Consider the following 24,154-nt stretch of genomic DNA (forward strand, 5'->3'; position numbering starts at 1 on the left):
GGATCTCCGTACTGGAAGAAGGGATGTCGAGTCAGTTCGCGTACGACATCCCCGCCGGCGGACCGCGCCGCTGCACCGCGTGCCGCAGCAGGATCCGCCTGAGCGGCCGCGGACCGTCGGCACACAGGCGTACGAAATCCGGCGGGACCGGTACGGCTCCCGTCCCGCCGCGCACCTGCCACCAGGCCGCGAGGCCCGGGACGAGCGCGGCGGCCCGGCGCAGCAGCGACCACAGCGCGGCCTCGCCGCGCCGCAGCCACCAGGTCAGCACCACGGCCGCCCCGACATGCGCGGCGGTGGCGTGCGGGGTCAGGGCGTGGGAGTGGGCCATGCGCATGCCGTGCATGGTCTGCATACCGTGCATGGCCATCGCCGTGTGCGGCCGTACGGCGTCGAAGGCGAGGTGCAGCCCGCCCTGGGCCGTCACCGTGCCCGCGCCGATGGCGGCCAGCGACCGCTCCCGGCCGCCCAGCAGATACCCGGCCCCGAAGACCGGCACGAACCCGACGGCCTGCACCCACACGGGCGGCGCCGCCCCGGTCGCCAGTGCGTGTCCTCCGGCGGCGAGCAGCACGCACAACGCGGCGAACACCGCCGCGCGCAGCCCGCGTATGGAGGAAGACGCCTTCATGGCGCCCGATACTGCCACGCACGGGTGCGGCCCCGCCCTGTGGATGACCAAGGGCACAGGTGCACACTTGAAGACCCAGCTCACTGACAACCCACTCTCACTGAAAACCCACACAGCGAGGAGCCCAGGCGGTGACGGGATGACGGCCGGTCTGCGCATCCGTATCGAGGGAGTCGACCTGCCGGGCCGCGCGTGCGGGCCCGACGGCGGCATCCCGTCGTACACGAACATCCATGTGGCCGTGCAGCGCCGGGAGCGTCCGGGCGAACTCCTCGATCCGCAGCCCGGTGACGCCGCGTCCGCGAGCTGGACGCTGGAGTGCGCGGTCAGCGGTACGGACGTCAAGGGGCCGTACGTGCAAGGGCGTTCGGGCAGTCGGTTCATCTATCTGTCGTGGGGAGCGGTCGACGGCTCCGGTGCCTTCGCAATGTTCCGGCGCGCCAAACTGATGCTCGACGGCGTGCCCGACGACGTGCTGGACGCCGCCGTACGCGAAGGGCTGCTGGTCGGGCGTCTGGGGCTGACCGACGGGCGTGGTCACCCCCTGTGTGCGCGGGTCGTGCCGCCGCACATCACCTGGACGGCCGGGCCGACCGGTCGGGGGTGAGCGTCGGCGCGCCCGGAGCGGGGTGCGTAGCATGAGCGGCGTGACAGCCCGTGCACAGCGACGTAGCGCGCCGCCGCCCTCCGTGGGGCGGCGGGCGTTGCTCGTGCTCGCGCTGCTGGCCGGGCTGTTCGGCATGCACGGCCTGGCTCCCGGCGGTGCCGTCCACGAACACTCCGCCGCCCGGCACATGACGACGGTGGCCGATGTTCGCGACGGCTGCTCCGGTGACGACTGCGGCGGCGGGCATGTCCGGCACGCCGACCAGACCTGCGCCTCGGGGGCGGTGAGCGGCGGGCCGACACTGCCCGCGCCCGTCCCCGACGCGGTGGCCGTCCCCGTGCGCACGGAAACCGTGTGCCCGTACGCCGGCACGGCCCCGGACGGCGCACGCGCGCCGCCCGATCTGGCGGAACTCCAGCTCCTGCGGATCTAGACACCACGCGGCACCGCGGCCTCGTACGACCGGCGACGCGGTGCGCTCCGGCACGTCCAGATCCCTTTTCCGCAGTACGCATCACGCTGCACGCACAGCAGGAGTTCCAGCATGCGCAACACCCGTACGTCCGTGATCCGTCGGGCCGGTGTCACGGTCACCGCCGTCGCCGCCGCGCTCGTCCTCGCCGCCTGTGGCAACGACAGCGACAGCGGGAGCGGCAGCCACCGCAGCTCCGACTCCGCGTCGTCCGCGGCCTCGTCGAGCGCCGGTGCCCACAACGCCCAGGACGTGACCTTCGCGCAGGGCATGATCCCCCACCACCAGCAGGCGCTGGAGATGGCGAAGCTCGCCGCCGGCCGGGCCTCCTCGGCCAAGGTCAAGGACCTCGCCTCACGCATCGAGAAGGCGCAGGACCCGGAGATCCAGACCATGTCCGGCTGGCTGAAGGGCTGGGGCGAGGACACGGACATGTCCTCTTCGATGCCCGGCATGGATCACTCGAGCGCCGGGATGGCCGGGATGATGGACAGCAAGGACATGGCCGAGCTGAAGAAGATGTCCGGCAAGGACTTCGACACCATGTTCCTGACCATGATGACCGAGCACCACCAGGGTGCCGTCGAGATGGCGAAGACGGAGAAGGCCAAGGGCTCCTACGGTCCCGCCACCTCCATGGCGGACGACATCGTCACCGCGCAGACCGCCGAGATCACGGAGATGAACAAGCTCCTCGGCAAGAGCTGACCGCTCCCTGAGGAGGGGCCGGTGTCCGCGCCGGCCCCTCCCCCGCCCACTCACCTCACCGACCGACGAGGCGACCATGCGTGATCAGGAACGACCGGCCGAGGGCTCCGCCGCCGACACCCAGCGCACCCACTGGCAGACGACCTACACCGCGCACCCGCGGATGTACGGCACGGAGCCCTCCGAGGCCGCCCGCCACGCCGCCGCCGACTTCCGTGCCGCCGGCGCCCGCACGGTCCTCGAACTCGGTGCCGGGCACGGCCGGGACGCCCTGTTCCTGGCCCGCGAGGGCTTCACCGTGCACGCCGTCGACTTCAGCGCCGCCGCACTCGGTCAACTCACCGCCGCGGCAAGGGAGTCGGGCCTCGCGGACCGGATCACGACGACCGTCCACGACGTACGCGATCCGCTGCCGCTGCCCGAGGCCTCGGTGGACGCCGTGTTCGCGCACATGCTGCTGTGCATGGCGCTTTCGACGCAGGAGATCCGGGCGGCGGTCGACGAGATCGGCCGCGTCCTGCGCCCCGGCGGGCTCCTCGTCTACACCGTCCGCCACACCGGGGACGCCCACTACCGCGCGGGCATCTCCCATGGCGACAACATCTACGAACACGGGGGTTTCGCCGTCCACTTCTTCGACGCCGACCTCATCCACTGCCTGGCCAAGGGCTGGCGCATGCACGGCGTCCAGGCCTTCGAGGAGGGCGAACTGCCGCGCAGACTGTGGCGGGTCACGCAGGCCAGGCGGTAGGGCACCCGGGACCGGGTGTGGCGGGAGCTGTGGACCGGCCGTAGGCACCGTCCAGCCGTATCGCGCGGATCCCGCTGATGTAGCGGGCCCCGCAACGGTCCTGCGGCAGCACGAGCTGCGGTCCGGCGCGGTCGAGGGGCGTGTCGTCGATGCTCGCCGCGAGCAGCACGGGCGCATGGGCGAAGTCGGGGTCGATCTCGGCCCAGGTCAGCAGGGCGTGATGGCCGTCGGTGCCGGTGACGGCGATCAGGAAGCGCAGCCGGTCCTTGCGGCGGGCGGGGTCGAAGCCGGGGCCGGCGTCGGACAGCACGTCGTACAGCCGCGGCCCCTCGAACTCGTGGTGCTGGACTCCGCTGGTCCGGCACTCGAAGGCGACCCGCACCCGGTGCTGCGGCCAGCCGAGCAGATCCGGCACGGTCAGGCGGGCCGGGCGGGCGAGATCACCGGTCAGGTCGAGCTCGGCGACCGGCTGCGTCAGGGTCCGACTCACGGGCTACCACCTCCCGGATGACGGTACCCGGCAGCCCTCTCCCGACAAACGCACATGCACGCCAAAAACCGGAGATGGCCGGGCTTATGCGAACCCACAGGCGCCAGCGCCTCGCATCTGCAACAGATCGACAAACGGGTCGGCGGCTCGCCTACCGGTCCAGCGCCGCCAGCACTTCCGCACAGATCGCCATGGCCGTCTCCGCCGGTGTACGGGCGCCGATGCCGAGGCCGATCGGGCCGTGGATGCGGCCGAGGTACGCGTCGTCCAGGCCCGCCTCGACGAGGCCGCTCGCGCGGCGGGTCTGGGTGTGCCGGGAGCCGAGGGCGCCGACGTACGGGATGCCCGAGGTCAGCGCGGTGTGCAGGGTGGGCACGTCCACGTCGGGCTCATGGCTCAGCATGATCAGGCAGGCGGCGGCAGGCCGCTCGGCGAGCAGCTTGCCGGCGTCCTGCGCGGCGGAGGTGACGGTGGCCTGCCAGCCGAGCAACCCGGCCTGGGCGACGAGGAGTTCGGCGAGTTCGCCGCCGCCGACGATGACGAGGTGCGGGACGGCCGGGCAGGTCTCGACGAGGCAGAGTCCGGCGTCGGTGGCGTGCACCTCGCGGCCGGCGCGATGCCGTGCGAGCAGCTCACGGGCGCGCTCGGCGGCCTGCGGCGGCACGTCCGGACCGTCGGCCTGTCCGTCCCGGGTCACGACGGCACTGACGGCATGCGTGCGCCGCTCGTCGAGCCAGGTCACGAGCGCCACGTCGGCACCGGAGCCGAGCAGCTCCCACCAGCGGCCCGGGACGGCGGGCAGCGGCTGCAGGAGCACCTCGGCCTGCCCACCGCAGGTCAGCCCCGCCTCCTTCACGCCGTCCTCGTGCACGGCCACCGCGACGACCCGAGCGGCGTGCCCGGGCAGCAGCGAGGCGGCTTCATCGACGAGCTGCCGGTCGAAGGCACCCCGATACAGGCTGCCGTGGCACTGCCCGTCCGCGTCGATCAGGACCGCGTCGGCCGGGTGCCGCGGCCCGAAGCCCCGCTCGCTGAGTGGCCGCGCAAGCACCGCCGCACGCCCCAGTGCCGCCCACTCCCGTGCCGTGTCCGCCAGTTCACGCATGAATCCAGGGTAGTCCGCAGGTCAGTACACGTCCCGGACGTACCGCTTCTCCGTGGCCAGCTGCTTCACGAACGCGGCCGCACCCGCCTCGTCCAGCCCGCCGTGCACGACCGCGATGTCACGCAGCGCCTGGTCGACGTCCTTGGCCATACGGGACGCGTCCCCGCAGACGTAGAAGTGGGCGCCGTCCTGGAGCCAGGACCACAGCTGGGGGCCGTGCTCCCGCATCCGGTCCTGGACGTACACCTTGGCCCGCTGGTCACGGGAGAACGCGGTGTCCAGCCGGTCGAGCGTGCCGTCGGCGAGAAACCCGGCGAGCTCCTCCTCGTAGTAGAAATCGGTCGCCCGGTGCTGTTCCCCGAAGAACAGCCAGTTGGGACCCCGGTGGCCGAGGGCGCGGCGCTGCTCCAGGAAACCGATGAAGGGGGCGACACCGGTGCCGGGGCCGACCATGACCATCGGGGTGGCGGGGTCGGCGGGCGGCCGGAAGTGGGAAGCGCGCTGGACGTGGACCGGGACCGCGGTGCCGGCCTCGGCGTCGGCGAGGAAGGGCGAGCAGACGCCCTGACGGGGACGGCCGACGAGGTTCTCGTAGCGGACGACCGAGACCGTCAGAGACACCAGGTGGGGGTCGGTGAGCGGGCTGGACGATATGGAGTACAGGCGGGGCTGGAGGCGCCCCAGCACGTCGGTCCACTCCTGGGCGTCGGCCCGGACCGCGTGCTCGGCGATCACGTCGACGGCCTGCCGGCCCCAGGACCACTTGGCCAGCTCGCCCTTGTTGTCGGGGCGCAGCAGCTTCTTCAACTCCCGCGGGTCACGGGCCCGTTCGGTGACGAACCGAAGCAGGTCGGGGGTGATCCGGGTGATGTCGAGGTGCCGCAACAGGGCCTCGCCGAACGGGATTTCCCCTGCGCCGTTCACCTCGACCGCGCTGTCCGCGTCCAGGTCGGTCACGGTCAGCCATTCCCCCACCAGTTCACGGGAGTTGAGCGGTCGGACGCCGAGCGCGTCGCCCGCGTCGTAGAGGAGCGGGGTCTCGCTGTCGCGAGTGTCGAAGGTGAAGCGGCGGACCTCCTTGCCGGCGCCCGGGAGGCTGAGCAGGCGGTTGCCGGTGAGGCGGGCGGTGACGGGCGCGGGCTTCTTCGGGCGGCTCGGGCGGGGGGCGGCCGGCGCGGGTGCGGGTGCGGGGACCCCGGACAGGGCGGTCAGGATCTGGTCGAGCCAGGCGTGCGCGGCGTCCTCGTAGTCGGGCTCGCAGTCCGTGCGTGGGGCGAGGCGGAGCGCGCCGAGCTCGTCCAGGCGCTGGTCGAGGCGGCGGCCATGGCCGCAGAAGTCGTCGTAGGAGGAGTCGCCGAAGGCCAGGACGGCATAGCGGCGCCCCTCCATGCGCGGGGTGTCGGGCGCACCCAGGGTCTCCCAGAAGCCGCTGCCGTTGTCCGGTGCGTCGCCGTCGCCGAAGGTGCTGGTGATCAGCAGCAGATCGGCCTCGGGGGGCAGCGCCGAGGGGTCGGCCTCATCCATGCCGAGCAGGGACGCTGCGTGCCCGTCGGTCTTGAGCCGCTCGGCGGTGGCGGCCGCGAAGTCCTCGGCGTTGCCGGTCTGCGAGGCCCAGAGGATCACGACCTCGCGGCCGGGCACGGACGGCACCGCGGCGACCGGAGCAGGCGCGGCGCTCCGCGAGTACAAGCCGGCCAGCACGCCGTTCACCCACAGCGCGTGCTCGGGGCTGAAGGGCGCCGAGGGCGGCAGCACCGGCACGCCCGGGGCGCCGGTCGGAATGCCGGCGAGGAACCCGACGAGGTACTGGCGTTCCTGGGCGGTCAGGACGGGCGGCGGCGCGGGCTCCAGCCCGAAGGGGTCGGAGCCGGGGACGACGGCGGCGGGGACGACGGCGACGGACACGGGCTCAACTGCCGCTTCCGCACCGGGCGTTCGGACCGTCACCGGCGTCGACACCTTGGTCAGCGACACCGCGCACACCTTCAACTCCGGCTGGAACGACAGCGGATCGACGGCATCGCTGGTCACGGCGTTGACGCTCAGATACTCCCCGAACAGGTCGTTCCAGTGGAACGGCGCGAAGCAACTCCCGGGCCGCACCCGGTCGGTGACCACCGCGGGCAGCACCGCCCGCCCGCGCCGCGAGGCGACCTCGACCGAGTCGCCGTCGACGACACCGAGGCCGGCGGCGTCCTGCGGATGGATCTCGACGAAGGGCCCGGGGTTGAGCTTGTTGAGCTTGGCCACCTTCGCCGTCTTGGTCAGCGTGTGCCACTGGTGCTGCAGCCGTCCCGTGTTCAGTACGAACGGGTAGTCGTCGTCGGGCATTTCGGCGGCCGGAATGTGCGGACGGGCGAAGAAGGCGGCGCGGCCACTGGCGGTGGGAAAGGTCAGGGAGCCGTCCCCGTCGACGTACCGGATGGGGTTGCGGTCCGGCCCGTCCTCGCTCGCGGCCGGCCACTGCACGGACCCGGAGCGGAGCCGCTCGTAGGTCACCCCTCGCAGGTCCCAGCCGGTCTTCGGGTTCCAGGCCCGCTTGATCTCCTCGAAGACGTCCTCTGCGCTGTCGTACGAGAAGCCGTCCTCGTACCCCATCGCCCGCGCGACGGCCGCGATGATCCGCCAGTCCGCCATCGCCTCTCCGGGCGGGTCGGCGGCGGGCTGCGCGAGGGTGAGGTTGCGCTCGCTGTTGATCAGGACGCCCTCGGACTCGGTCCACAGGGCGGCGGGCAGGACGACGTCGGCGTACGCGTTGGTCTCGGTGTCGGCGAAGACGTCCTGCGTGACGACGAACTCGGCGGCCTCCAGGCCCTCGATGACCGTCTTGCGGTTGGCGACGGAGGCGACCGGGTTGGTGCAGATGATCCAGCAGGCCTTGATCTCGCCGTCGGCCATCTTCCGGAACATCTCGACGGTGCCCTTGCCGACCCCGTCGGCCCTGATGCTGCCGGCCTCCAGGCCCCACAACTCCTCTACGAATGCCCGCTCTTCGTCGACGAGGACGGACCGCTGCCCGGGCAGCCCCGGCCCCATGTACCCCATCTCCCGTCCGCCCATGGCGTTGGGCTGACCGGTGAGGGAGAAGGGCCCGCTGCCCGGACGGCAGATGGCCCCCGTCGCGAGATGCAGGTTCACCAGGGCGTTGGTGTTCCAGGTGCCGTGCGTGGACTGGTTGAGGCCCATGGTCCAGCAACTGGTCCACTCCCCCGCCTCGCCGATCAGCCGGGCGGCCTCGCGGATGTCGTCCTCGGGGATGCCGGTGATCTCGGCGACGGCGGTGGGCGGGTAGTCCGCGAGGAAGGCGGGCATCTCGTCCCAGCCGTCGGTGTGGCGGGCGATGAACTCCTGGTCCGTGTGCCCGTTCTCGTACAGCAGGTGCAACAGCCCGTTGAGCAGGGCGAGATCGGTGCCGGGCCTGATCTGCAGGAACAGGTCGGCCTTCTCGGCGGTGGCGCTGCGCCGCGGGTCGACGACGATGAGCTTGGCCCCCGACTTCACCCGTTCCATCATGCGCAGGAAGAGAATCGGGTGGCAGTCGGCCATGTTGGAGCCGATGACAAAGAAGAGATCGGCCTTGTCGAGGTCCTGGTACGAACCGGGAGGCCCGTCGGCGCCGAGCGACAGCTTGTAGCCCGTGCCGGCACTGGCCATGCACAGCCGGGAGTTCGACTCGATCTGGTTGGTCCGCACGAACCCCTTGGCCAGCTTGTTCGCCAGGTACTGCGCCTCGAGGCCCATCTGCCCGGAGACGTACAGGGCGACGGCGTCCGGCCCGTGCTCGTCGACGACCGCGCGCAGCCGCCGGGCGGTCTCCGTGATCGCCGCGCCGGCCCTGGCCGGCACCGGCTCCTCGCCCCGATCCTCCCGGACGAGGGCCGTGGTCAGGCGTCCGGGCGCGGCGAGCAGGTCGGCGGTGGTCGCGCCCTTGGTGCAGAGCCGACCGAAGTTCGCGGGGTGCTCCTTGTCGCCGGAGGCCTTGAGGACCGTACGGCGTCCGTCGGGCCCCATCCCCACATCGAGGACGAGGCCGCAGCCCACACCGCAGTACGAGCAGACCGTCCGCACCTTCCTCGTGTCGGCGTTCCGCGAGCCCGGCGCGGCCACGGGCACCCCCTGCCTCTCATGCTCGTTCCGTGCGGGTGGATCTTCCGCGACGGTACGAAATGCCCATTACACATGTGTCTCCTGAGCCGGTCATCAGGGGTTACACGTGACGCACAGGGGTGCGAGGGGCACTGTGAGAGGGCCATCGGGCAGGGGGACAGGCCTCAGCTGCCGCCCACCTCCAGGGCAGCCAGCAGCACCAGGACCAGGCTCGCGGCGCCGAGGAGGCCGAGGGCGGTGACCACCGGGAGCGGTAGGTGGCGTTCGGCAGGGGTCGTGGTCTCGTCGCCGGCGGGGGCCGTGCCGTACACGGGGAGCCAGCGGGCGAGCGTGGTGAAGCCGAGCAGGGCCACGGCGACGAGGACACCGAAGGACGTTCGGGCCAGGCCTTCGCGGTCGGCGGCGACGTAGACGATCCAGACGATCAGGCCGGCCGCCGCGAGCAGGAAGTGGCCGAAGACCAGCGGCGCCGGGAAGCGGGTGGGCCCGGTCTGCAGTCCACGTCCGGCTCCAGTGGTTCTGGTCAGGGCGTCGTACGAGTGCTCCGGTAGCCCTCGGCCTGCACGGATTCGGCGGCCACGCGCACGCCGTAGCGGTAGGCGAGCCTGCCGCCGAGGTAGCCGGAGACGGCGAGGGCGGCCAGGGCGGCGGCGGAGAGCGTCAGTTGCCCGTTGCCGACGCTCTGCCCTCCCGCATAGCCGCCGCCCTGCCGCCAGGCGAAGCCCGCCGCGTAGGCGGCGGTCACGATGAGGTTCAGCGCCATGTGCACCAGCGCCGTACGGAACGCCGGGGTCCCGGTGGGGATGGCGAACAGGTCGAGGAACCCGACACAGGCGGCCACCAGCGCCCCGATCCCACCGATCGCGATCAGCCAGGCCGACCCGTGCGTCAGGAACCCCGGCCGGTCCACGACCTTGGAGGCGATGTCGAAGACCAGGCTGGACACCCAGGCCCCGATCGGAACGGTGACCAGGATCGGGTGGAACGGATGCCCGTAGGGCCCCGCCAGGGCACCGCTCACCGGCTGCTTCGCCTGACGCAGATCACTCTCGACCGTCATGGGACACCTCGCCCGTGAGGTATTTCACCAACAAGTGTTGGTCTTATTCGGGCCTGGGTCAAGTACGGAGTTACCGTGACCCTGTGACGTCCGATTCGACCGCCGCCGGCGCGGCGGAACCGCCCGGCTCGGAGACGATGGCCGCGCTCGCCGTCCTCGGTGACGAGTCGCGGCGGCGGCTGCTCGACTTCGTGCGGCGGGCCAGGCGGCCGGTGACCCGGGAGGAAGCCTCCGCGGCGGTCGGGATCTCCCGCAAGCTCGCGGCCTTCCACCTCGACAAGCTGGTGGCCTCGGGCCTGCTGCAGACCCGGCACGGCGGCCACCGTCCACGTCGCGTCGGCCGCGCACCGAAGCTGTACGAGCCGAGCCCGCACGCCCTCTCCCTGAGCCTCCCCCCGCGCCGCCACGAACTGCTGGCCTCGCTCCTCACCGAGGCCCTGACGGCACAGAAGCCGGACGAGAGCGCACAGGCCGCGTCGTTCCGCGTCGCCCGCGAGCGCGGCGAGGCCCTGGGCGCCGAGACCCGCGGCGGCGACATCACGACCACCCTGGAATCACTCGGCTTCGAGCCCGCCGACGCCGGTTCCGGCCGGACCGTGCTGCACAACTGCCCCTTCCATCCGGTGGCCGCACAGGCGCCGGATCTGATCTGCGGCATGAACCACGCATTCCTCTGCGGCTATCTCGCCGCGTCCGGCCACGACGAGACCACCGCCGTACTGGCCCCTCAACCGGGCCTGTGCTGCGTCGAGTTGCACACCGACCGGTAAGGCATATGCATTCACGGCGATTCCGTGAAGAAGAAATGCCGTGCGCGTTCGAATTCACGGACCCTACTTTTTCTTCACGGAATGCAATGCACGCATTGGGGCGGCAAGGTCCGTTCTCACAGACACCCCCCGGTCGGAAATGAGGCAATGAAACGGCCGATTAACTGACGCGTAGCGGACGGGAATCGTCACGGCAGTGCACTCCTGGTCACCGCCGTTCACGCACAGCGTCAGGAGGGACCATGTCCTTCTTCGCCAGGGCATCCTGGCCAGGAGACCACCGCGACGAAATAGTGGCGGGCACTCTCGTCGCAGCCGTAGTCGTCGTACTCGGATACGCCTCGGGCATCGGCGCGTCCACGCCACCAACCGTCGACACCGCGGCACCGCCGGCCTCCGCGGCCCCGTCGCACGAGCCCACGGCCCGCTCCCAGACCGGCCCGCCCGACACTTCCGAGGGGAATGCGGGCGCCGGCTGGGCGGGCGGTTACTGGACAGGAGGGGCCGGCAGCGGAATTCCCGTGGGCGGTGTCCCGTCGGCCACCGGCGGGAACAGCGGCCACGATCACGGCACGGGCGGCGGCAGCGGACACGGCTCCACCTCTGCCTCGCCTTCCTCTGCTCCCACCCCGTCGCCCACCGCCTCCGACAGCTGTGACGAGGGCGAAGTCCGCCTCGTACAACCGCTGTTGAAAGGCGTGGTGACTCCGGTGACCGGCCTGCTGAACGGCCTGCTGAACCCTGCGTCGCCGAACCCGTCCCCCTCTCCCTCGTCGTCGGCCGACAGTGTCTGCGTCGGCGTCGCGGCCTCGCCGTCGGTACTGCCGGAGGTCCTCCCGTGAGACGCCGCCTCCCGCCCCTGCTCGTCGCCGTCCTGGCCGTCCTCGCGGCTCTGCTCCTCGCCGCGCCGCCCGCCTCGGCCCATACGGAGCTGGAGTCCTCCGCCCCGAAGAACGGCGCCCGGCTCACGCACACGCCCACCACCGTCCGGCTCACCTTCAGCGAGCCGGTCGAACTCGCCGACGTCCACATCAAGTCGGCGGGCAAACAGCTGACCGTGTCCCACAGCGGGCGTGGCAACGATGCCATCCAGGTCACCGTCCCCAGGACCACCGGTCAGGACCGCCTCACCCTGGTTTGGCAGGTACTTGACATGGAGGACGGACACTCCACCTCAGGCACACTCTCCTTCCGCCTCACCGCGAAGGGCACATCGGACGCCGCCGCACCCGAGGCACCGGAACCGAGCGACACGGTGCACACGGCCTGGGTCGCCGTCCGCTGGGCCGGCTATCTCTCCCTCGCCCTGTTCATCGGCGGCCTCGCCTTCCTCGCACTGCTCTGGCCGCAGGGCGCCGAGGACCGCCGTACCCGACGCATCCTCACCCTCTCCTGGACCGCCGGCCTCGCGGCGAGCCTGCTCGCGCCGGGGCTCCAGGGCGCGTACGGAGCGATGGGCACGCTCGGCGACGTACTCGAACCCGCCACCTACACCGACCTGTTGACCACCGAGGTCGGCATCGTGGCCGCCTGCCGGGTGCTGATGTGGGTGCTCGCCGCCGTCGTCCTGGCCGCCCTCCTGCAGGGCGGTGACCGCGCCGCACGCTCGCCCGGCTGGCGTGTCGGCGCTCTGGCGGTAGGCGTCGGACTGCTGCGCACGACGGGCATGACCGGCCACAACTCCGAGGGCTCGCACCCCGGTTGGGGCGAGGTCGCCGACCTGGTCCATCTGCTGGGCGTCTCGCTCTGGCTGGGCGGTCTGACGCTGCTGCTGATCGGCGTGCTGCCCCGGCGCCGCCCCGAGGAGCTGTCGGCCGTCGTGTCCGGCTACTCCACGCTGGCCGCGGTGTCGGTCGCGGCGATCGTGGCCGCCGGCGCGGTGCTGACCTGGCAGGTGGTCGGGTCCTTCGACGCCCTGTTCCACACCGGCTACGGGCGGCTGCTGCTGCTCAAACTCGCCGTACTGGCCCTGGTGTTGCTGATCGCCCAGCGCAGCCGGGGCTGGGTGCGGACACGGCTCGACATCGCCGTGCTGCTGCGCGGCGACCGGGCCACCGTACGGCCCTTCGTCCACTCGGTCGCGGCCGAGACGGGGCTCGTCCTCGTCGTACTCGCCGCGACGAGTCTGCTGGTCACGTCCGCCCCCGGCCGCTGACCGGCACCTGTCCCACCCCTCTTCTCTCACCAGCAATCTCACAAGGGAGACGCACCACCATGCACACTGAGGAAACCACCGCACCCCCGCGCCACGGGCGCTCACGGGTGGGCAACCGGGTGCTGCTGGCCACCGGCCTCGGCGCGGGCCTCGCGGCCGTCGCCGGCCTCGGCCTGCTCCAGGCGTCCGCCGGGGCCTCCACCCCGCAGACCGCGGCACCGGCCGCCGAGGCCCAGTCGATGTCGGACATGGACCACTCGGCCACCGAGGCCAAGGCGGCCGACCACACCGTCGAGATCAAGGACTACAAGTTCGACCAGCCGAAGCTGACGGTGAAGGTCGGCGACACCGTCAAGTGGGTCAACGAGGACTCCGCTCCGCACACGGTCACCACCACCAGCGGCCCGGCCAAGTTCGACTCCGGCACGCTGCAGAAGGGCGACAGCTGGTCGTACACCTTCACCAAGGCCGGTACGTACGACTACTACTGCGCGGTCCACCCGGACATGACGGCGTCCGTCACCGTGGTCGCCGACGACGGCGGCAGCTCGGGCGGCTCCAGCGGCGGCTCGACGGGCGGTTCGACCGGCGGTTCCACGGGCGGCTCCACCGGGGGCAGCACGGGCGGCTCGACGGGCGGTTCCACCGGGGGGTCGACCGGCGGCTCGACCAGTGGCGGCAGCAGCTCCGGCGGCACCAGCGGCGGGGGCGACGGCGGTGACGAGCAGTGCGTCAGCGTCCAGCAGGTCCTGCTGCCGATCCTGCAGCACATCAACAAGGCGCACCTGGAGCAGTCCCCGGGCCAGCAGGTCCAGGACGCGCTCCAGCTCGACAACTACATCAAGATGCACACCGTGTGGGTGGAGTCGATCCTCACGCCCGCGGTGAACGGCGCCGGCAGCGTCGCCGACGACACCCTCAGCGTGCTCCTCCAGCACATCAACTCCGCGCACCTGGAGGAGTCTCCGGGCCAGCAGATCGCCGACATCCTCAACCCCGACGCCTACGTGAAGATGCACACGGTCTGGGCCGAGCACCTGCTCGCCCCGACCGAGGACTACATCACCAACTCCTGCTGACCCTCCTTCAGCAGGACGCGGCGGGCCGGCCGAGTCGCAGTCGGCCGGCCCGCCGCTCCCTCCATCTTCCCCACCCGTCACTCCGCAGGGCCTGTCTTTCGGATCAGGTCGGCTGTGAGATACGGCGCTTCCCGGACCCCGCGACGCCGAGATGATCCGCAAGACAGGCCCTATGCGCACCGAGGTGCCGAGATGACCACCGAGACCCTGCCCACCGCCGCCCTGCCACCGCCCCGCCCCGGCCCCGACTGGCTGCCCGACCCCGGAGCCTACGGCGCCGCGCCCGACCGTTGCATCACCGAACTCAGCGCCCGCCTGGGCCCGTTCGCCACCATGCGCCGCCGCCTGACCCCGGTCGACGCCACCCTCACCGTCGCGCCCGATGCCGAGGACTGTGTGCTGAGCCTGGAGCTGGGCGGCCGGGTGCTGCGCGGCAGGTCGCTCACCTTCGTCAGTACGGCGATCATGCCCAAGGACGACGGCGCCCGCCTCCGCATGGCCGGCGAACTCGCCCTGGGCGACGCCTCCCTCCCGGCCACGCTCCCGCTCCGGGTCGTCGACCGCACCGCCGACCGGCTGCTCGTCGTCGGCACCCTCGGTGTGCCCTACCGCGCTCTGCGCCGTACGACCGGCTTCGCCCTGCCCCGCACCCGCCCCGCAGCCCGCATCCGGCTGCTCGTCGCCGCGGAGTTCACATGCCCCGCCTGACCTTCCTGCGCACCCTGCTCGCCGCCCTGCTGGTGGCCGGCTCCGCCACCGCCGTCCTGCCCGCGCCCGCGGCACAGGCGGCCGCCACCCACCAAGTCCTCATGTCCGGCTACGCGTTCAGCCCCCGCACTCTGACCATCACCGCCGGGGACACCGTCACCTGGACCAACCGGGACCAGGCACCCCACGACGTGAAGACCACCTCCGGCCCGGCGTCGATCCACTCCCCGATGCTCAGCAAGGGCGGCACCTGGAGCCACACCTTCACGACCGCGGGGACGTACGGCTATGTCTGCACCGTGCACCCGGACATGACGGCCCAGCTCGTCGTGCAGCCCGCCGCGGCGCCCACCCCGACCATGCACCACCACCCGACCTCCGCCGCACCGGCCACCCGGCCCGCCACCGCGATGCCGCCGTCGATGCACATGGACCACACCACCAAGGCCGCCGCCCCCGCAGCATCCAAGAAGGACGCCGGGTCCCCCTCCCCCACCGTCACCGCCCCCGCCGCACCCGCGACGGCACAACCGGTCGACACCCAGAACACCGCCTCCGCCACCCGTCCCCTCAACCCCCTCCTGCTCCTCACCGGCGTCGTGGCGGGCGTGGCGGTCCTGTGCCTGCTGCTGGTCGGCTCCCGCTCGGCCGCGCTCCCCTCCCGGAACGACGATCCGGGCACGGACTGACGCGACCCCGGTACGCGCCCACCCCGCGCCCGGCACAGCACCGGAGCACGACACAACCCGGGACGAGCCACACAGCGGCAGCTCACGCCACCCCCTGGCGTGAGCTGCCGCAGGCCGTCCATGCATACCCAGGTTCACCCGTGGTCACTGAGTCACCCGTATGCGTGAACAACACTGCGAGTTCCCGGCGACGCGCCGCCACCCTTGGACTTAACCCCGGGTTCAGCGCGACGCGATCAAACTTGGATCGTTCGTTTTCTTGAACTCTTCGTGTTTATGCGACTAGGTTGTCCGCATGACCGCATCCCCGACTCCGACCACCGCCGAGGAGCTGCGCGGTGCCGGCCTCCGGGTGACGGCCGCCCGCGTCGCGCTGCTGGAAACCGTCCGCCACGGTGACCACCTCGACGTAGAAGCGATCGCCTCAGGGGTGCGCGATCGTGTCGGCCACATATCGCTGCAGGCCGTGTACGAGGCGCTGCACGCGCTCAGCACGGCGGGACTCGTCCGCCGTATCGAGCCGCCGGGCAGCCCGGCCCGGTTCGAGGGACGCGTCGGTGACAACCACCACCACCTCGTCTGCCGGTCGTGCGGCGCCGTCGTCGACGTCGACTGCGCGGTCGGCCACGCCCCCTGCCTGACCGCATCCGACGACCGCGGCTTCGCGGTCGACGAGGCAGAGGTCATCTACTGGGGCCTGTGCCCCTCCTGTTCCACCGAAGCCCGCAGTTCAGCTCAGTGATCCACCCAGTTCGGAAGGACTCCCATGTCTGAGAACCCTGACGCAATCGTCACCGACCCCAAGGCCGAGGGGACCGGTGGCTGCCCGGTCGCGCACACGCGCGCCGCGCACCCGACCCAGGGTGGCGGTAACCGCCAGTGGTGGCCGGAGCGGCTCAACCTGAAGATCCTCGCCAAGGACCCGGTCGTCGCGAACCCGCTCGGTGCGGAGTTCGACTACGCCGAGGCGTTCGCGAACCTCGACCTCGCCGCCGTGAAACAGGACATCGCCGAGGTGCTGACCACCTCGCAGGACTGGTGGCCGGCCGACTTCGGCAACTACGGCCCGCTGATGATCCGTATGGCCTGGCACAGCGCCGGCACCTACCGCATCAGCGACGGCCGCGGCGGTGGCGGCCGCGGTCAGCAGCGCTTCGCGCCGCTGAACAGCTGGCCGGACAACGGCAACCTCGACAAGGCCCGCCGTCTGCTGTGGCCGGTCAAGAAGAAGTACGGCCAGTCCATCTCCTGGGCCGACCTCATGATCCTCACGGGCAACGTCGCGCTCGAGACCATGGGCTTCACGACCTTCGGCTTCGGCGGCGGTCGCGCCGACGTCTGGGAGGCCGACGAGGACGTGTACTGGGGTCCCGAGACCACGTGGCTCGACGACCAGCGCTACACCGGCGACCGTGAGCTGGAGAACCCGCTCGGCGCCGTCCAGATGGGCCTCATCTACGTCAACCCGGAGGGCCCGAACGGCAACCCGGACCCGCTGGCCGCGGCCCGCGACATCCGCGAGACGTTCCGCCGTATGGCGATGAACGACGAGGAGACCGTCGCGCTCATCGCCGGTGGTCACACCTTCGGCAAGACCCACGGCGCCGGCCCGGCCGACGCGGTCGGCAACGACCCCGAGGCCGCCTCCATGGAGGAGCAGGGCCTGGGCTGGAAGTCCACCTACGGCACCGGCAAGGGCGGCGACGCCATCACCTCCGGTCTCGAGGTCACCTGGACCACCAAGCCGACCCAGTGGAGCAACGACTTCTTCAACATCCTCTTCGGCTACGAGTGGGAGCTCACGCAGAGCCCCGCCGGCGCCAACCAGTGGGTGGCCAAGGACTCCGAGGAGATCATCCCGGACGCGCACGACGCGTCGAAGAAGCGTCGGCCCACGATGCTCACCACCGACCTCTCGCTGCGCTTCGACCCGATCTACGGTGAGATCTCGCGCCGCTTCCACGAGAACCCGGCCGAGTTCGCGGACGCCTTCGCCCGCGCCTGGTACAAGCTGACCCACCGTGACCTGGGCCCGAAGTCCCTGTACCTCGGCCCGGAGGTCCCGGCGGAGACGCTGCTGTGGCAGGACCCGCTGCCGCAGGCCGAGGGCGAGGCCATCGACGCCGCGGACGTCTCGGCCCTGAAGGCCAAGCTCCTCGACTCGGGGCTGACCGTCTCGCAGCTCGTCTCCACCGCGTGGGCGTCGGCCTCGACGTTCCGCGGCAGCGACAAGCGCGGCGGTGCCAACGGCGCCCGCATCCGCCTGCAGCCGCAGGCCGGCTGGGAGGTCAACGAGCCCGACGAGCTCGCCCAGGTGCTGCGCGTCCTCGAGGGCGTCCAGTCGGCGTTCAACACCGGCGCAAAGAAGGTCTCCCTGGCTGACCTGATCGTCCTCGGTGGTGCCGCCGCCGTGGAGAAGGCCGCCAAGGACGCCGGCTTCGACGTGGAGGTGCCCTTCACGCCGGGCCGCGTGGACGCCACGCAGGAGCACACCGACGCGGAGTCCTTCGCCGCGCTGGAGCCCGCCGCCGACGGCTTCCGCAACTACGTCGGCAAGGGCAACCGTCTGCCGGCCGAGTACCTGCTGCTCGACAAGGCGAACCTGCTCACGCTGACCGCTCCCGAGCTGACCGTCCTCGTCGGTGGTCTGCGCGTTCTGGGTGCCAACCACCAGCAGTCCGCGCACGGTGTCTTCACCGAGACCCCGGGCAAGCTGACCAACGACTTCTTCGTCAACCTGCTCGACCTGGGCACGACGTGGAAGTCGACGTCCGAGGACCAGACGACCTTCGAGGGTCGCGACGCCTCGGGCCAGGTCAAGTGGACCGGCACCCGTGCCGACCTGGTCTTCGGCTCGAACTCCGAGCTCCGCGCGCTCGCCGAGGTCTACGCGAGCGACGACGCGAAGGAGAAGTTCGTGAACGACTTCGTCGCGGCCTGGGTCAAGGTCTCCAACCTGGACCGCTTCGACCTGGTCTGATCCACCCGAACACCGCACCGGGCCGGCCCCTCAGGGGCCGGCCCGGCCGTCGTTGTGCCTGCTCCCGGCGTCAGGCGACGAGCGCAGTCCGCAGGGTGGCGGCCATCAGCTCGATGGCCTCCTTCCCGGCCAGTACCGGACCCGTGTGCGTGAAGTAGTGGTCGACGCCCTCGAAGACACGGTGGGTGACGGGGACACCCGCGGCGTCCAGCGCCTTGGCGTAGGCGTCGCCCTCGTCGCGCAGCCGGTCGTGCTCCGCGGTGATGACCAGGGCGGGCGGCAGCCCGGCGAGGTCGTCGGCCAGCCCGGGCGAGACGAGTGGGTGGGCGAGGTCGACGGGATCCGGGACGTAGGCGGCGGTGAAGACCCGCATGAGATACGGGGTGAGCAGTGGCTTGGGGATCGGGGAGTGCTTGCTCGCGGGGTCGGCGAGCTGGTCGAGCGGTACGGAGTCGAGGATCTGCAGCCGGGGCGAGAAGGTGCGCCGGTCCCGGGCCGTGCGGCAGACCGCGGCGGTGAGGTTGCCCCCGGCGCTGTGCCCGCCGACGGCGAGCCGCGAGCCGTCCCAGCCGTGGGCCGAGCCGTTCTCGACGACCCACGCGGTGACGTCGTAGGCCTGGGTGACGGCGGTCGGATACGGGTGTTGCGGGGCGACGGCGTAGTCCACGTTGATCACGACGCACCCGGCCGTGGCGGCGATGTACCGGCAGATGTGGTCGTCCTGCTCGGCTCTGCCGACGATGAAGCCGCCGCCGTGGAAGTTGACGTACACGGGCGCGGGGCCCTCGGCGGCGTTCGGCGGGCGGTAGACGGTGATGGCCACCGGACCGGCGCCGGTGGCCACCCGAAGCGTCTCCGTCTGCTTCGGCACGTCGGTGAAGCGCAGGTCCTTGTGGACGCGGGACATCACGCCGCCGAGCAGCAACTGGACGCCTCTGGCCTGGATTCCTGGACTGAAGGGCATGGTCCGACCCGCCTATCGCTACAACATTGAAGTAACAGGATTCCTGATAATGAAGCCTCGACGCGCGCCGCGCAACGGGCAGCGCGTCCGAACCTGTCGAGGCCGACACCCCGCGAACGGGATCCGCACATCCGCACCCTCGGCCCTCCGGCCGAGGGCCCGCCCGATCACCTGCGTCTCCTTGACCGTTCGGCCGAGGCGGGGTGATCGCGGGAGGGAGCAGAGTCTGGGGTGCGACGGCCGCGGATCGCTAGCCTGCACGTCCCCACCGCCCGGGCGACAGCGGCCGCACCGGACCGCCCCGCCGCCCAGACCCTCGGCCGGTACTACGACCAGCGGCCCGCCTGGCACCACTGCGGCCCCGGCCCGCAGTACCCCGCCGCCCTATGGTGCGGGACCGTCACCGTGCCCGTCGACTACACGCGCCCGACCGTCCCCACCCGCCACCTGAAGATCTCCCGGCTGCGCACCGCCCGGCCCGGCAAGCGGCACGGCGTACTGCTGTCCAACCCGGGCGGACCGGGGGCTGCCGGCCTGGGCAACCCCGTAGCCATGAAGGAGGCGCTCCCGGGAACGTGAGCTTCGACCCGCGCGGCCTGGCCGCCACAGCCCCCTCAACTGCGGCCTCGGCGAATGGGAGTTGACCTGGCCGGGCCCGTACCACTCCGCCGTGCGCCACCCGCGCTCGCGCCCGGCTGCCGTACATCAACACCCGCAACACCGCACGGGACACGGACGTCATCCGCGCGGTCCTGGGCGAGAGGCGGATCTCGTACCTCGGCGCCGTCTACACCCAGCTCTTTCCACCCCGCAGCGACCGTACGGTGCTCGACAGCGCCACGGACCCGAACCACATCGGCCGGGGCACCTACCGTGCGACGACCAGCCGGGCCCTCAGCGCAGACAGGTCCATGCCCACCAGCACGCCGTCGGGTTTGCCACGCGGCCAACGACAGCGTCGGAACAGGCCCACTGCCGGCCGGTCATCGGCCGGCCGAACCCCATCCCCGGCTCGACGTTCCGAGCGTCATTTCAGCGTCGGGATACCGCCCGCAACTCCCGCACCGCACATCATGCGCACCAGCAAAATCGCAGTTCAGGAGCCCTTGGCGGCCGGCTCAAGGATGGCAACGCACTCCACATGATGCGTCATCGGGAACAGATCGAACGCCCGCAACATCCGCACCCGGTACCCCCCGTCCCGGAAGTACCCCAAGTCCCGCGCCAGCGCCGCCGGATCGCACGCCACGTACGCGATCCTGCGCGCCCCCAGCGAGGCCAGGTGCTCCACCGTCTGCCGGCCGGCGCCGGCCCGCGGCGGGTCCAGGACGATCAGGTCGACCTCGGTGATTCCGGTGCGCGGCAGGACGGCCTCGACCTTGCCCTGTTCGATCCGCACCCGGTCGAAGTCGGCGAGGTTGTGCCGGGCGTCCTCCACCGCGCGCTTGCCGGACTCGATGCCGAGGACCGCGCCCTTGTCGCCGAGTCGGTCGGCGAGGGCGCCCGCGAACAGGCCGGCGCCGCAGTACAGATCCAGCGCCATCTCGCCCTTGCGCGGCAGCAGGCCCTGCATGACCGCCGTCACCAGTGTGTCCGCGGCCTTCGGGTGGACCTGCCAGAAGCCGCCGCTGCCGACGCGGTGCGTACGGCCGTCCGCGCGCTCGCGGACGAAGGGGCGGCCGTGCACCCGGTGCACCCCGCCGTCCTTCTCGCCGACCCGCATGACGGACACCGGCTTGTCCAGCTCGACGATCGGCAGCCGTGCCCCCGGCTTCGGCGTCAGGATCACCTGGCGGTCCTGCGAACCGGTGGCCGCGATCGCGTCGACCGACTCCATGCCGGCCCAGTCGCGCTTCTCGATGCCGAGCTCGGTCACCCCGGGAGCCGCGATCATGCAGTGGTCGATCGCCTCCACCTCGTGCGAGCGGTGCCGGCGCAGACCGGCGTGACCGTCGGCGTCGACGGCGTACTGCACGCGCGTGCGCCACTGGGGCACCTCGCCCGCGGGCAGCTTGTCGCCCTCGGCCGGCATGACCGTGCCGTCCCAGCCGGCCTCCTCGGGCGTGAGGCCCGCGAGTCGCTGCAGTTGCTCGGCGATGACCTCGCCCTTCAGCCGGCGCTGCGCCCCCGGCTTGGCGTGCTGCCAGTCGCAGCCGCCGCAGCGGCCGGGACCGGAGTAGGGGCAGGGGGCCTCGACCCGGTCCTTGGACGCCGAGAGGATCTCCACCGCGTCCGCGCGCAGGAACCGGGCCCCCTCCTCGCCCTCCGTCACCCGCGCCACGACCCGCTCACCGGGCAGCGCGTGCCGGACGAACAGCACCTGGCCCTCGGCCGTACGGGCAATGCAGTGGCCGCCGTGGGCGACGGGCCCGATCTCGACCTCGTACTCCTCCCCCACCAGCGACCCCGCCTGCGATTTCTTCGGTTCTGCCTGCATGGCGGGGTGACTCCACAACATCGGGAAAAGGGAAACGGCCGGACAACAGCCCACCAGTCTACGTGGGCGCCGTCCGGCCGTTGACCAACGAGCGTCAGCTCTTGCCGCCCGAGGAGCCCGAAGCCTCCTTCGGCCGACCCTGCTCCGCGGGACCGCGCCGCACGGAACCCGGCGCGTTCCAGTCCTGCCGCTTGCCGGCCCGCAGCTTCGCGGCCTCCGAGGACTGCAGCTGGTAGGGCACCGAGGTGACCATGATGCCCGGCGTGAACAGCAGTCGGCCCTTCAGCCTGAGCGCGCTCTGGTTGTGCAGCAGGTGCTCGTACCAGTGCCCGACCACGTACTCGGGGATGATCACGGACACCGCGTCGCGCGGCGACTCCTTCCGCAGCCCCTTCACGTACTCGATGATCGGCCGCGTGATCTCGCGGTACGGCGAGTCCAGCACCTTCAGCGGCACGTCGATGCCGCGCCGCTCCCACTCCTCCTTCAGCGCCTTCGTCTCCAGCGGGTCGACGTTGACGGTGAGCGCCTCGAGGGAGTCCGAGCGCATCAGCTTGGCGTAGGCGAGGGCACGCAGCGTCGGGCGGTGGATCTTGGAGATCAGGACGATCGAGCGGACCCGGGAGGGCCGTACGCTGTCGTCGCTCGGGCCCTCGGGGGCCGCGATCTCCGCTGAGACGCGGTCGTAGTGCTTACGGATGGCCGTCATCGTCGCGTAGAAGATCACCATGCCGAGCAGCGCGACCCAGGCGCCGTGCGTGAACTTGGTGACGAGGACGACGACCAGCACCAGACCGGTGAAGAAGGCGCCGAAGGTGTTGATGGCGCGCGAGCGGACCATGTGGCGGCGCTTGGCCTGGTCCTTCTCGGTGGCCAGGTGGCGGTTCCAGTGGCGGACCATGCCGGTCTGGCTGAGCGTGAAGGACACGAACACGCCGACGATGTACAGCTGGATCAGCCGGGTCGAGTCGGCGCCGTAGATCACGGTCAGCAGCATCGCCGCGCCCGCGAGCAGCACGATGCCGTTGGAGAAGGCGAGGCGGTCGCCGCGAGTGTGCAGCTGGCGGGGCAGATAGCGGTCCTGGGCGAGGATCGAGCCGAGGACCGGGAAGCCGTTGTAGGCGGTGTTGGCCGCCAGGAACAGCACCAGGGCGGTGGCCGCGGCCAGCACGATGAACAGGAAGCTGCCCTTGCCGAAGACGGCCTCGGCGACCTGGGTGATCACCGGGTTCTGGACGTAGTCCGCACCGACGCCGACGCCGTTCTTGAGCAGGTCGACGGCCGGGTTCTCGGCCATGCGGACCTTGGTCGTCAGGGCGAGGACGATGATCCCGCAGAACATGGTGACGGCGAGCAGGCCCATCGCGGCGAGCGTGGTCGCCGCGTTCTTCGACTTGGGCTTGCGGAAGGCCGGCACGCCGTTGGAGATCGCCTCGACACCGGTGAGTGCCGCACAGCCGGAGGAGAAGGCCCGCAGCATCAGGAAGACCAGGGCGAACCCGGCCAGCCCCTGGTGCTCGGCCTTGATCGTGTACTGCGCCGTCGGCGCCCGCATGGTGTCGTCGAGCACCAGCCCGCGGAACGCACCCCACGCGATCATGATGAAGACGCCGCCGACGAAGACGTACGTCGGAATCGCGAAGAGCTTGCCGGACTCCTTCACTCCGCGCAGGTTCATCAGCGTGAGCAGCAGGATCACGGCGACGGCGCACAGCACCTTGTGCTCGACCACGAACGGCACCGCGGAGCCCAGGTTCTCGATGCCGGAGGCGATCGAGACGGCGACGGTGAGGACGTAGTCGACGAGCAGGGCGCTGGCGACGGTCAGGCCCGCCCTGGGTCCCAGGTTGGTGGTGGCGACCTCGTAGTCGCCGCCGCCGCTGGGATAGGCGTGCACGTTCTGCCGGTAGGAGGCGACCACGGTGAACATCAGCACGACGACCGCGAGCGCGATCCAGGGGCTGAAGTGGTACGCCGACACGCCCGCGATGGACAGGACCAGCAGCACCTCTCCCGGGGCGTAGGCCACGGAGGACAGCGGGTCGGAGGCGAAGACGGGGAGGGCGATGCGCTTCGGCAGGAGCGTTTCGCCCAGCCGGTCACTGCGCAGTGCGCGCCCGATCAAGATCCGTTTGGGCACGTCGGTCAGTTTGGACACGACAGGTAATCGTAGGCGTTCGAACGGGCGCCCAACCACCCGCCACCCCACATCTGCTCTACGGGTGAAAACAGGGGTGGGTCCGGCTGCGGATTCCGCAGGTCGCGGTAGCCCCATGCCTATATGACAAACACCGCCCGTTTCCCAACCGTCACGGGCCAGTTGCCGCCCCCCGGAGGTTCCATGCACGCCACAGCAGAGTTGATCGGCGCCGCGGCGGCCCTCGTCGGCCTCGGAATCCTGACACTTGCCAGCGTTCGCAGCATCAGCCGACGCTGATCGT

22 protein-coding genes are annotated in these 24,154 nt (G+C 71.3%); 13 read left to right on the top strand and 9 right to left on the bottom strand.

Annotated elements, in window-relative coordinates:
• Window positions 1–31 precede the first annotated feature (31 nt).
• Complete coding sequence (locus tag ACFY1L_RS16155; RefSeq protein ID WP_388823741.1) at window positions 32–631, bottom strand: hypothetical protein; 600 nt, start codon at window positions 629–631, stop codon at window positions 32–34.
• A 139-nt stretch (window positions 632–770) separates the two neighbouring features.
• Between ACFY1L_RS16155 and ACFY1L_RS16160 the strand changes: the two genes are divergently transcribed.
• The 4 genes from ACFY1L_RS16160 (at window position 771) to ACFY1L_RS16175 (ending at window position 3,169) form a co-directional block, all read left to right on the top strand.
• Entirely contained in the window at window positions 771–1,238 is a 468-nt protein-coding gene (locus ACFY1L_RS16160) for a DUF5990 family protein (RefSeq protein ID WP_388823743.1), read from the top strand.
• Between the two features lie 31 nt (window positions 1,239–1,269).
• Window positions 1,270–1,671: a DUF6153 family protein gene (locus tag ACFY1L_RS16165; protein WP_388823745.1), complete on the top strand. Its 402-nt coding sequence runs from the start codon at window positions 1,270–1,272 to the stop codon at window positions 1,669–1,671.
• Window positions 1,672–1,782: 111 nt separating this feature from the next.
• The gene (locus tag ACFY1L_RS16170) at window positions 1,783–2,418 is read left to right on the top strand and encodes a DUF305 domain-containing protein (RefSeq protein ID WP_388823747.1); all 636 of its coding nucleotides are present in this window, start codon (window positions 1,783–1,785) and stop codon (window positions 2,416–2,418) included.
• Window positions 2,419–2,494: 76 nt separating this feature from the next.
• Window positions 2,495–3,169, top strand: a complete 675-nt coding sequence (locus tag ACFY1L_RS16175) for a class I SAM-dependent methyltransferase (protein ID WP_388823749.1) — start codon at window positions 2,495–2,497, stop codon at window positions 3,167–3,169.
• On the opposite strand, the gene ACFY1L_RS16180 is transcribed toward ACFY1L_RS16175, so the two are convergent.
• The 5 genes from ACFY1L_RS16180 to ACFY1L_RS16200 all read right to left on the bottom strand — a co-directional run bounded on the left by ACFY1L_RS16180 (window position 3,150) and on the right by ACFY1L_RS16200 (window position 9,931).
• Window positions 3,150–3,659: a molybdopterin-dependent oxidoreductase gene (locus ACFY1L_RS16180; protein ID WP_388823751.1), complete on the bottom strand. Its 510-nt coding sequence runs from the start codon at window positions 3,657–3,659 to the stop codon at window positions 3,150–3,152. The genes ACFY1L_RS16175 and ACFY1L_RS16180 overlap by 20 nt on opposite strands.
• 151 nt (window positions 3,660–3,810) lie before the next feature.
• Window positions 3,811–4,764, bottom strand: coding sequence for an XdhC family protein (locus tag ACFY1L_RS16185; protein ID WP_388823753.1), 954 nt, complete (start codon window positions 4,762–4,764; stop codon window positions 3,811–3,813).
• A gap of 21 nt (window positions 4,765–4,785) precedes the next feature.
• Window positions 4,786–8,871 (bottom strand): molybdopterin-dependent oxidoreductase, encoded by a 4,086-nt coding sequence (locus tag ACFY1L_RS16190; protein ID WP_388823755.1) that lies wholly within the window; start codon window positions 8,869–8,871, stop codon window positions 4,786–4,788.
• A 164-nt stretch (window positions 8,872–9,035) separates the two neighbouring features.
• Window positions 9,036–9,224, bottom strand: coding sequence for a hypothetical protein (locus ACFY1L_RS16195; RefSeq protein ID WP_388823757.1), 189 nt, complete (start codon window positions 9,222–9,224; stop codon window positions 9,036–9,038).
• Window positions 9,225–9,394: 170 nt separating this feature from the next.
• Window positions 9,395–9,931, bottom strand: coding sequence for a DUF2231 domain-containing protein (locus ACFY1L_RS16200; RefSeq protein ID WP_388823759.1), 537 nt, complete (start codon window positions 9,929–9,931; stop codon window positions 9,395–9,397).
• Between the two features lie 83 nt (window positions 9,932–10,014).
• Between ACFY1L_RS16200 and ACFY1L_RS16205 the strand changes: the two genes are divergently transcribed.
• The 8 genes from ACFY1L_RS16205 (at window position 10,015) to katG (ending at window position 18,312) form a co-directional block, all read left to right on the top strand.
• Window positions 10,015–10,701: a helix-turn-helix transcriptional regulator gene (locus ACFY1L_RS16205; protein WP_388823761.1), complete on the top strand. Its 687-nt coding sequence runs from the start codon at window positions 10,015–10,017 to the stop codon at window positions 10,699–10,701.
• Window positions 10,702–10,943: 242 nt separating this feature from the next.
• A complete protein-coding gene (locus ACFY1L_RS16210; protein WP_388823763.1) occupies window positions 10,944–11,543 on the top strand; it encodes a hypothetical protein in 600 nt (199 codons plus the stop codon).
• Window positions 11,540–12,856: a CopD family protein gene (locus tag ACFY1L_RS16215; protein ID WP_388823765.1), complete on the top strand. Its 1,317-nt coding sequence runs from the start codon at window positions 11,540–11,542 to the stop codon at window positions 12,854–12,856. The genes ACFY1L_RS16210 and ACFY1L_RS16215 overlap by 4 nt, the downstream gene beginning before the upstream one ends.
• A gap of 59 nt (window positions 12,857–12,915) precedes the next feature.
• Window positions 12,916–13,935, top strand: coding sequence for a cupredoxin family copper-binding protein (locus ACFY1L_RS16220; protein ID WP_388823767.1), 1,020 nt, complete (start codon window positions 12,916–12,918; stop codon window positions 13,933–13,935).
• A 192-nt stretch (window positions 13,936–14,127) separates the two neighbouring features.
• Window positions 14,128–14,643: a hypothetical protein gene (locus ACFY1L_RS16225; protein WP_388823769.1), complete on the top strand. Its 516-nt coding sequence runs from the start codon at window positions 14,128–14,130 to the stop codon at window positions 14,641–14,643.
• Window positions 14,631–15,332: a plastocyanin/azurin family copper-binding protein gene (locus ACFY1L_RS16230; protein ID WP_388823771.1), complete on the top strand. Its 702-nt coding sequence runs from the start codon at window positions 14,631–14,633 to the stop codon at window positions 15,330–15,332. The genes ACFY1L_RS16225 and ACFY1L_RS16230 overlap by 13 nt, the downstream gene beginning before the upstream one ends.
• A gap of 295 nt (window positions 15,333–15,627) precedes the next feature.
• A complete protein-coding gene (locus ACFY1L_RS16235) occupies window positions 15,628–16,074 on the top strand; it encodes a Fur family transcriptional regulator (RefSeq protein ID WP_388823773.1) in 447 nt (148 codons plus the stop codon).
• Window positions 16,075–16,098: 24 nt separating this feature from the next.
• Entirely contained in the window at window positions 16,099–18,312 is a 2,214-nt protein-coding gene (katG, locus tag ACFY1L_RS16240) for a catalase/peroxidase HPI (protein ID WP_388823775.1), read from the top strand.
• 70 nt (window positions 18,313–18,382) lie between these two features.
• On the opposite strand, the gene ACFY1L_RS16245 is transcribed toward katG, so the two are convergent.
• The gene (locus ACFY1L_RS16245; protein ID WP_388823777.1) at window positions 18,383–19,276 is read right to left on the bottom strand and encodes an alpha/beta hydrolase; all 894 of its coding nucleotides are present in this window, start codon (window positions 19,274–19,276) and stop codon (window positions 18,383–18,385) included.
• A gap of 231 nt (window positions 19,277–19,507) precedes the next feature.
• Here ACFY1L_RS16245 and ACFY1L_RS16250 point away from each other — a divergent pair, with 231 nt between their 5' ends.
• Window positions 19,508–19,855 (top strand): hypothetical protein, encoded by a 348-nt coding sequence (locus ACFY1L_RS16250; protein WP_388823779.1) that lies wholly within the window; start codon window positions 19,508–19,510, stop codon window positions 19,853–19,855.
• Window positions 19,856–20,372: 517 nt separating this feature from the next.
• On the opposite strand, the gene ACFY1L_RS16255 is transcribed toward ACFY1L_RS16250, so the two are convergent.
• Complete coding sequence (locus tag ACFY1L_RS16255) at window positions 20,373–21,713, bottom strand: class I SAM-dependent RNA methyltransferase (RefSeq protein ID WP_388823781.1); 1,341 nt, start codon at window positions 21,711–21,713, stop codon at window positions 20,373–20,375.
• Window positions 21,714–21,807: 94 nt separating this feature from the next.
• Window positions 21,808–23,871 (bottom strand): APC family permease, encoded by a 2,064-nt coding sequence (locus ACFY1L_RS16260; RefSeq protein WP_388823783.1) that lies wholly within the window; start codon window positions 23,869–23,871, stop codon window positions 21,808–21,810.
• Between the last annotated feature and the right edge of the window lie 283 nt (window positions 23,872–24,154).

The sequence above is a fragment of the Streptomyces sp. NPDC001663 genome, from assembly GCF_042893105.1.
Taxonomy (GTDB): Bacteria; Actinomycetota; Actinomycetes; order Streptomycetales; family Streptomycetaceae; genus Streptomyces.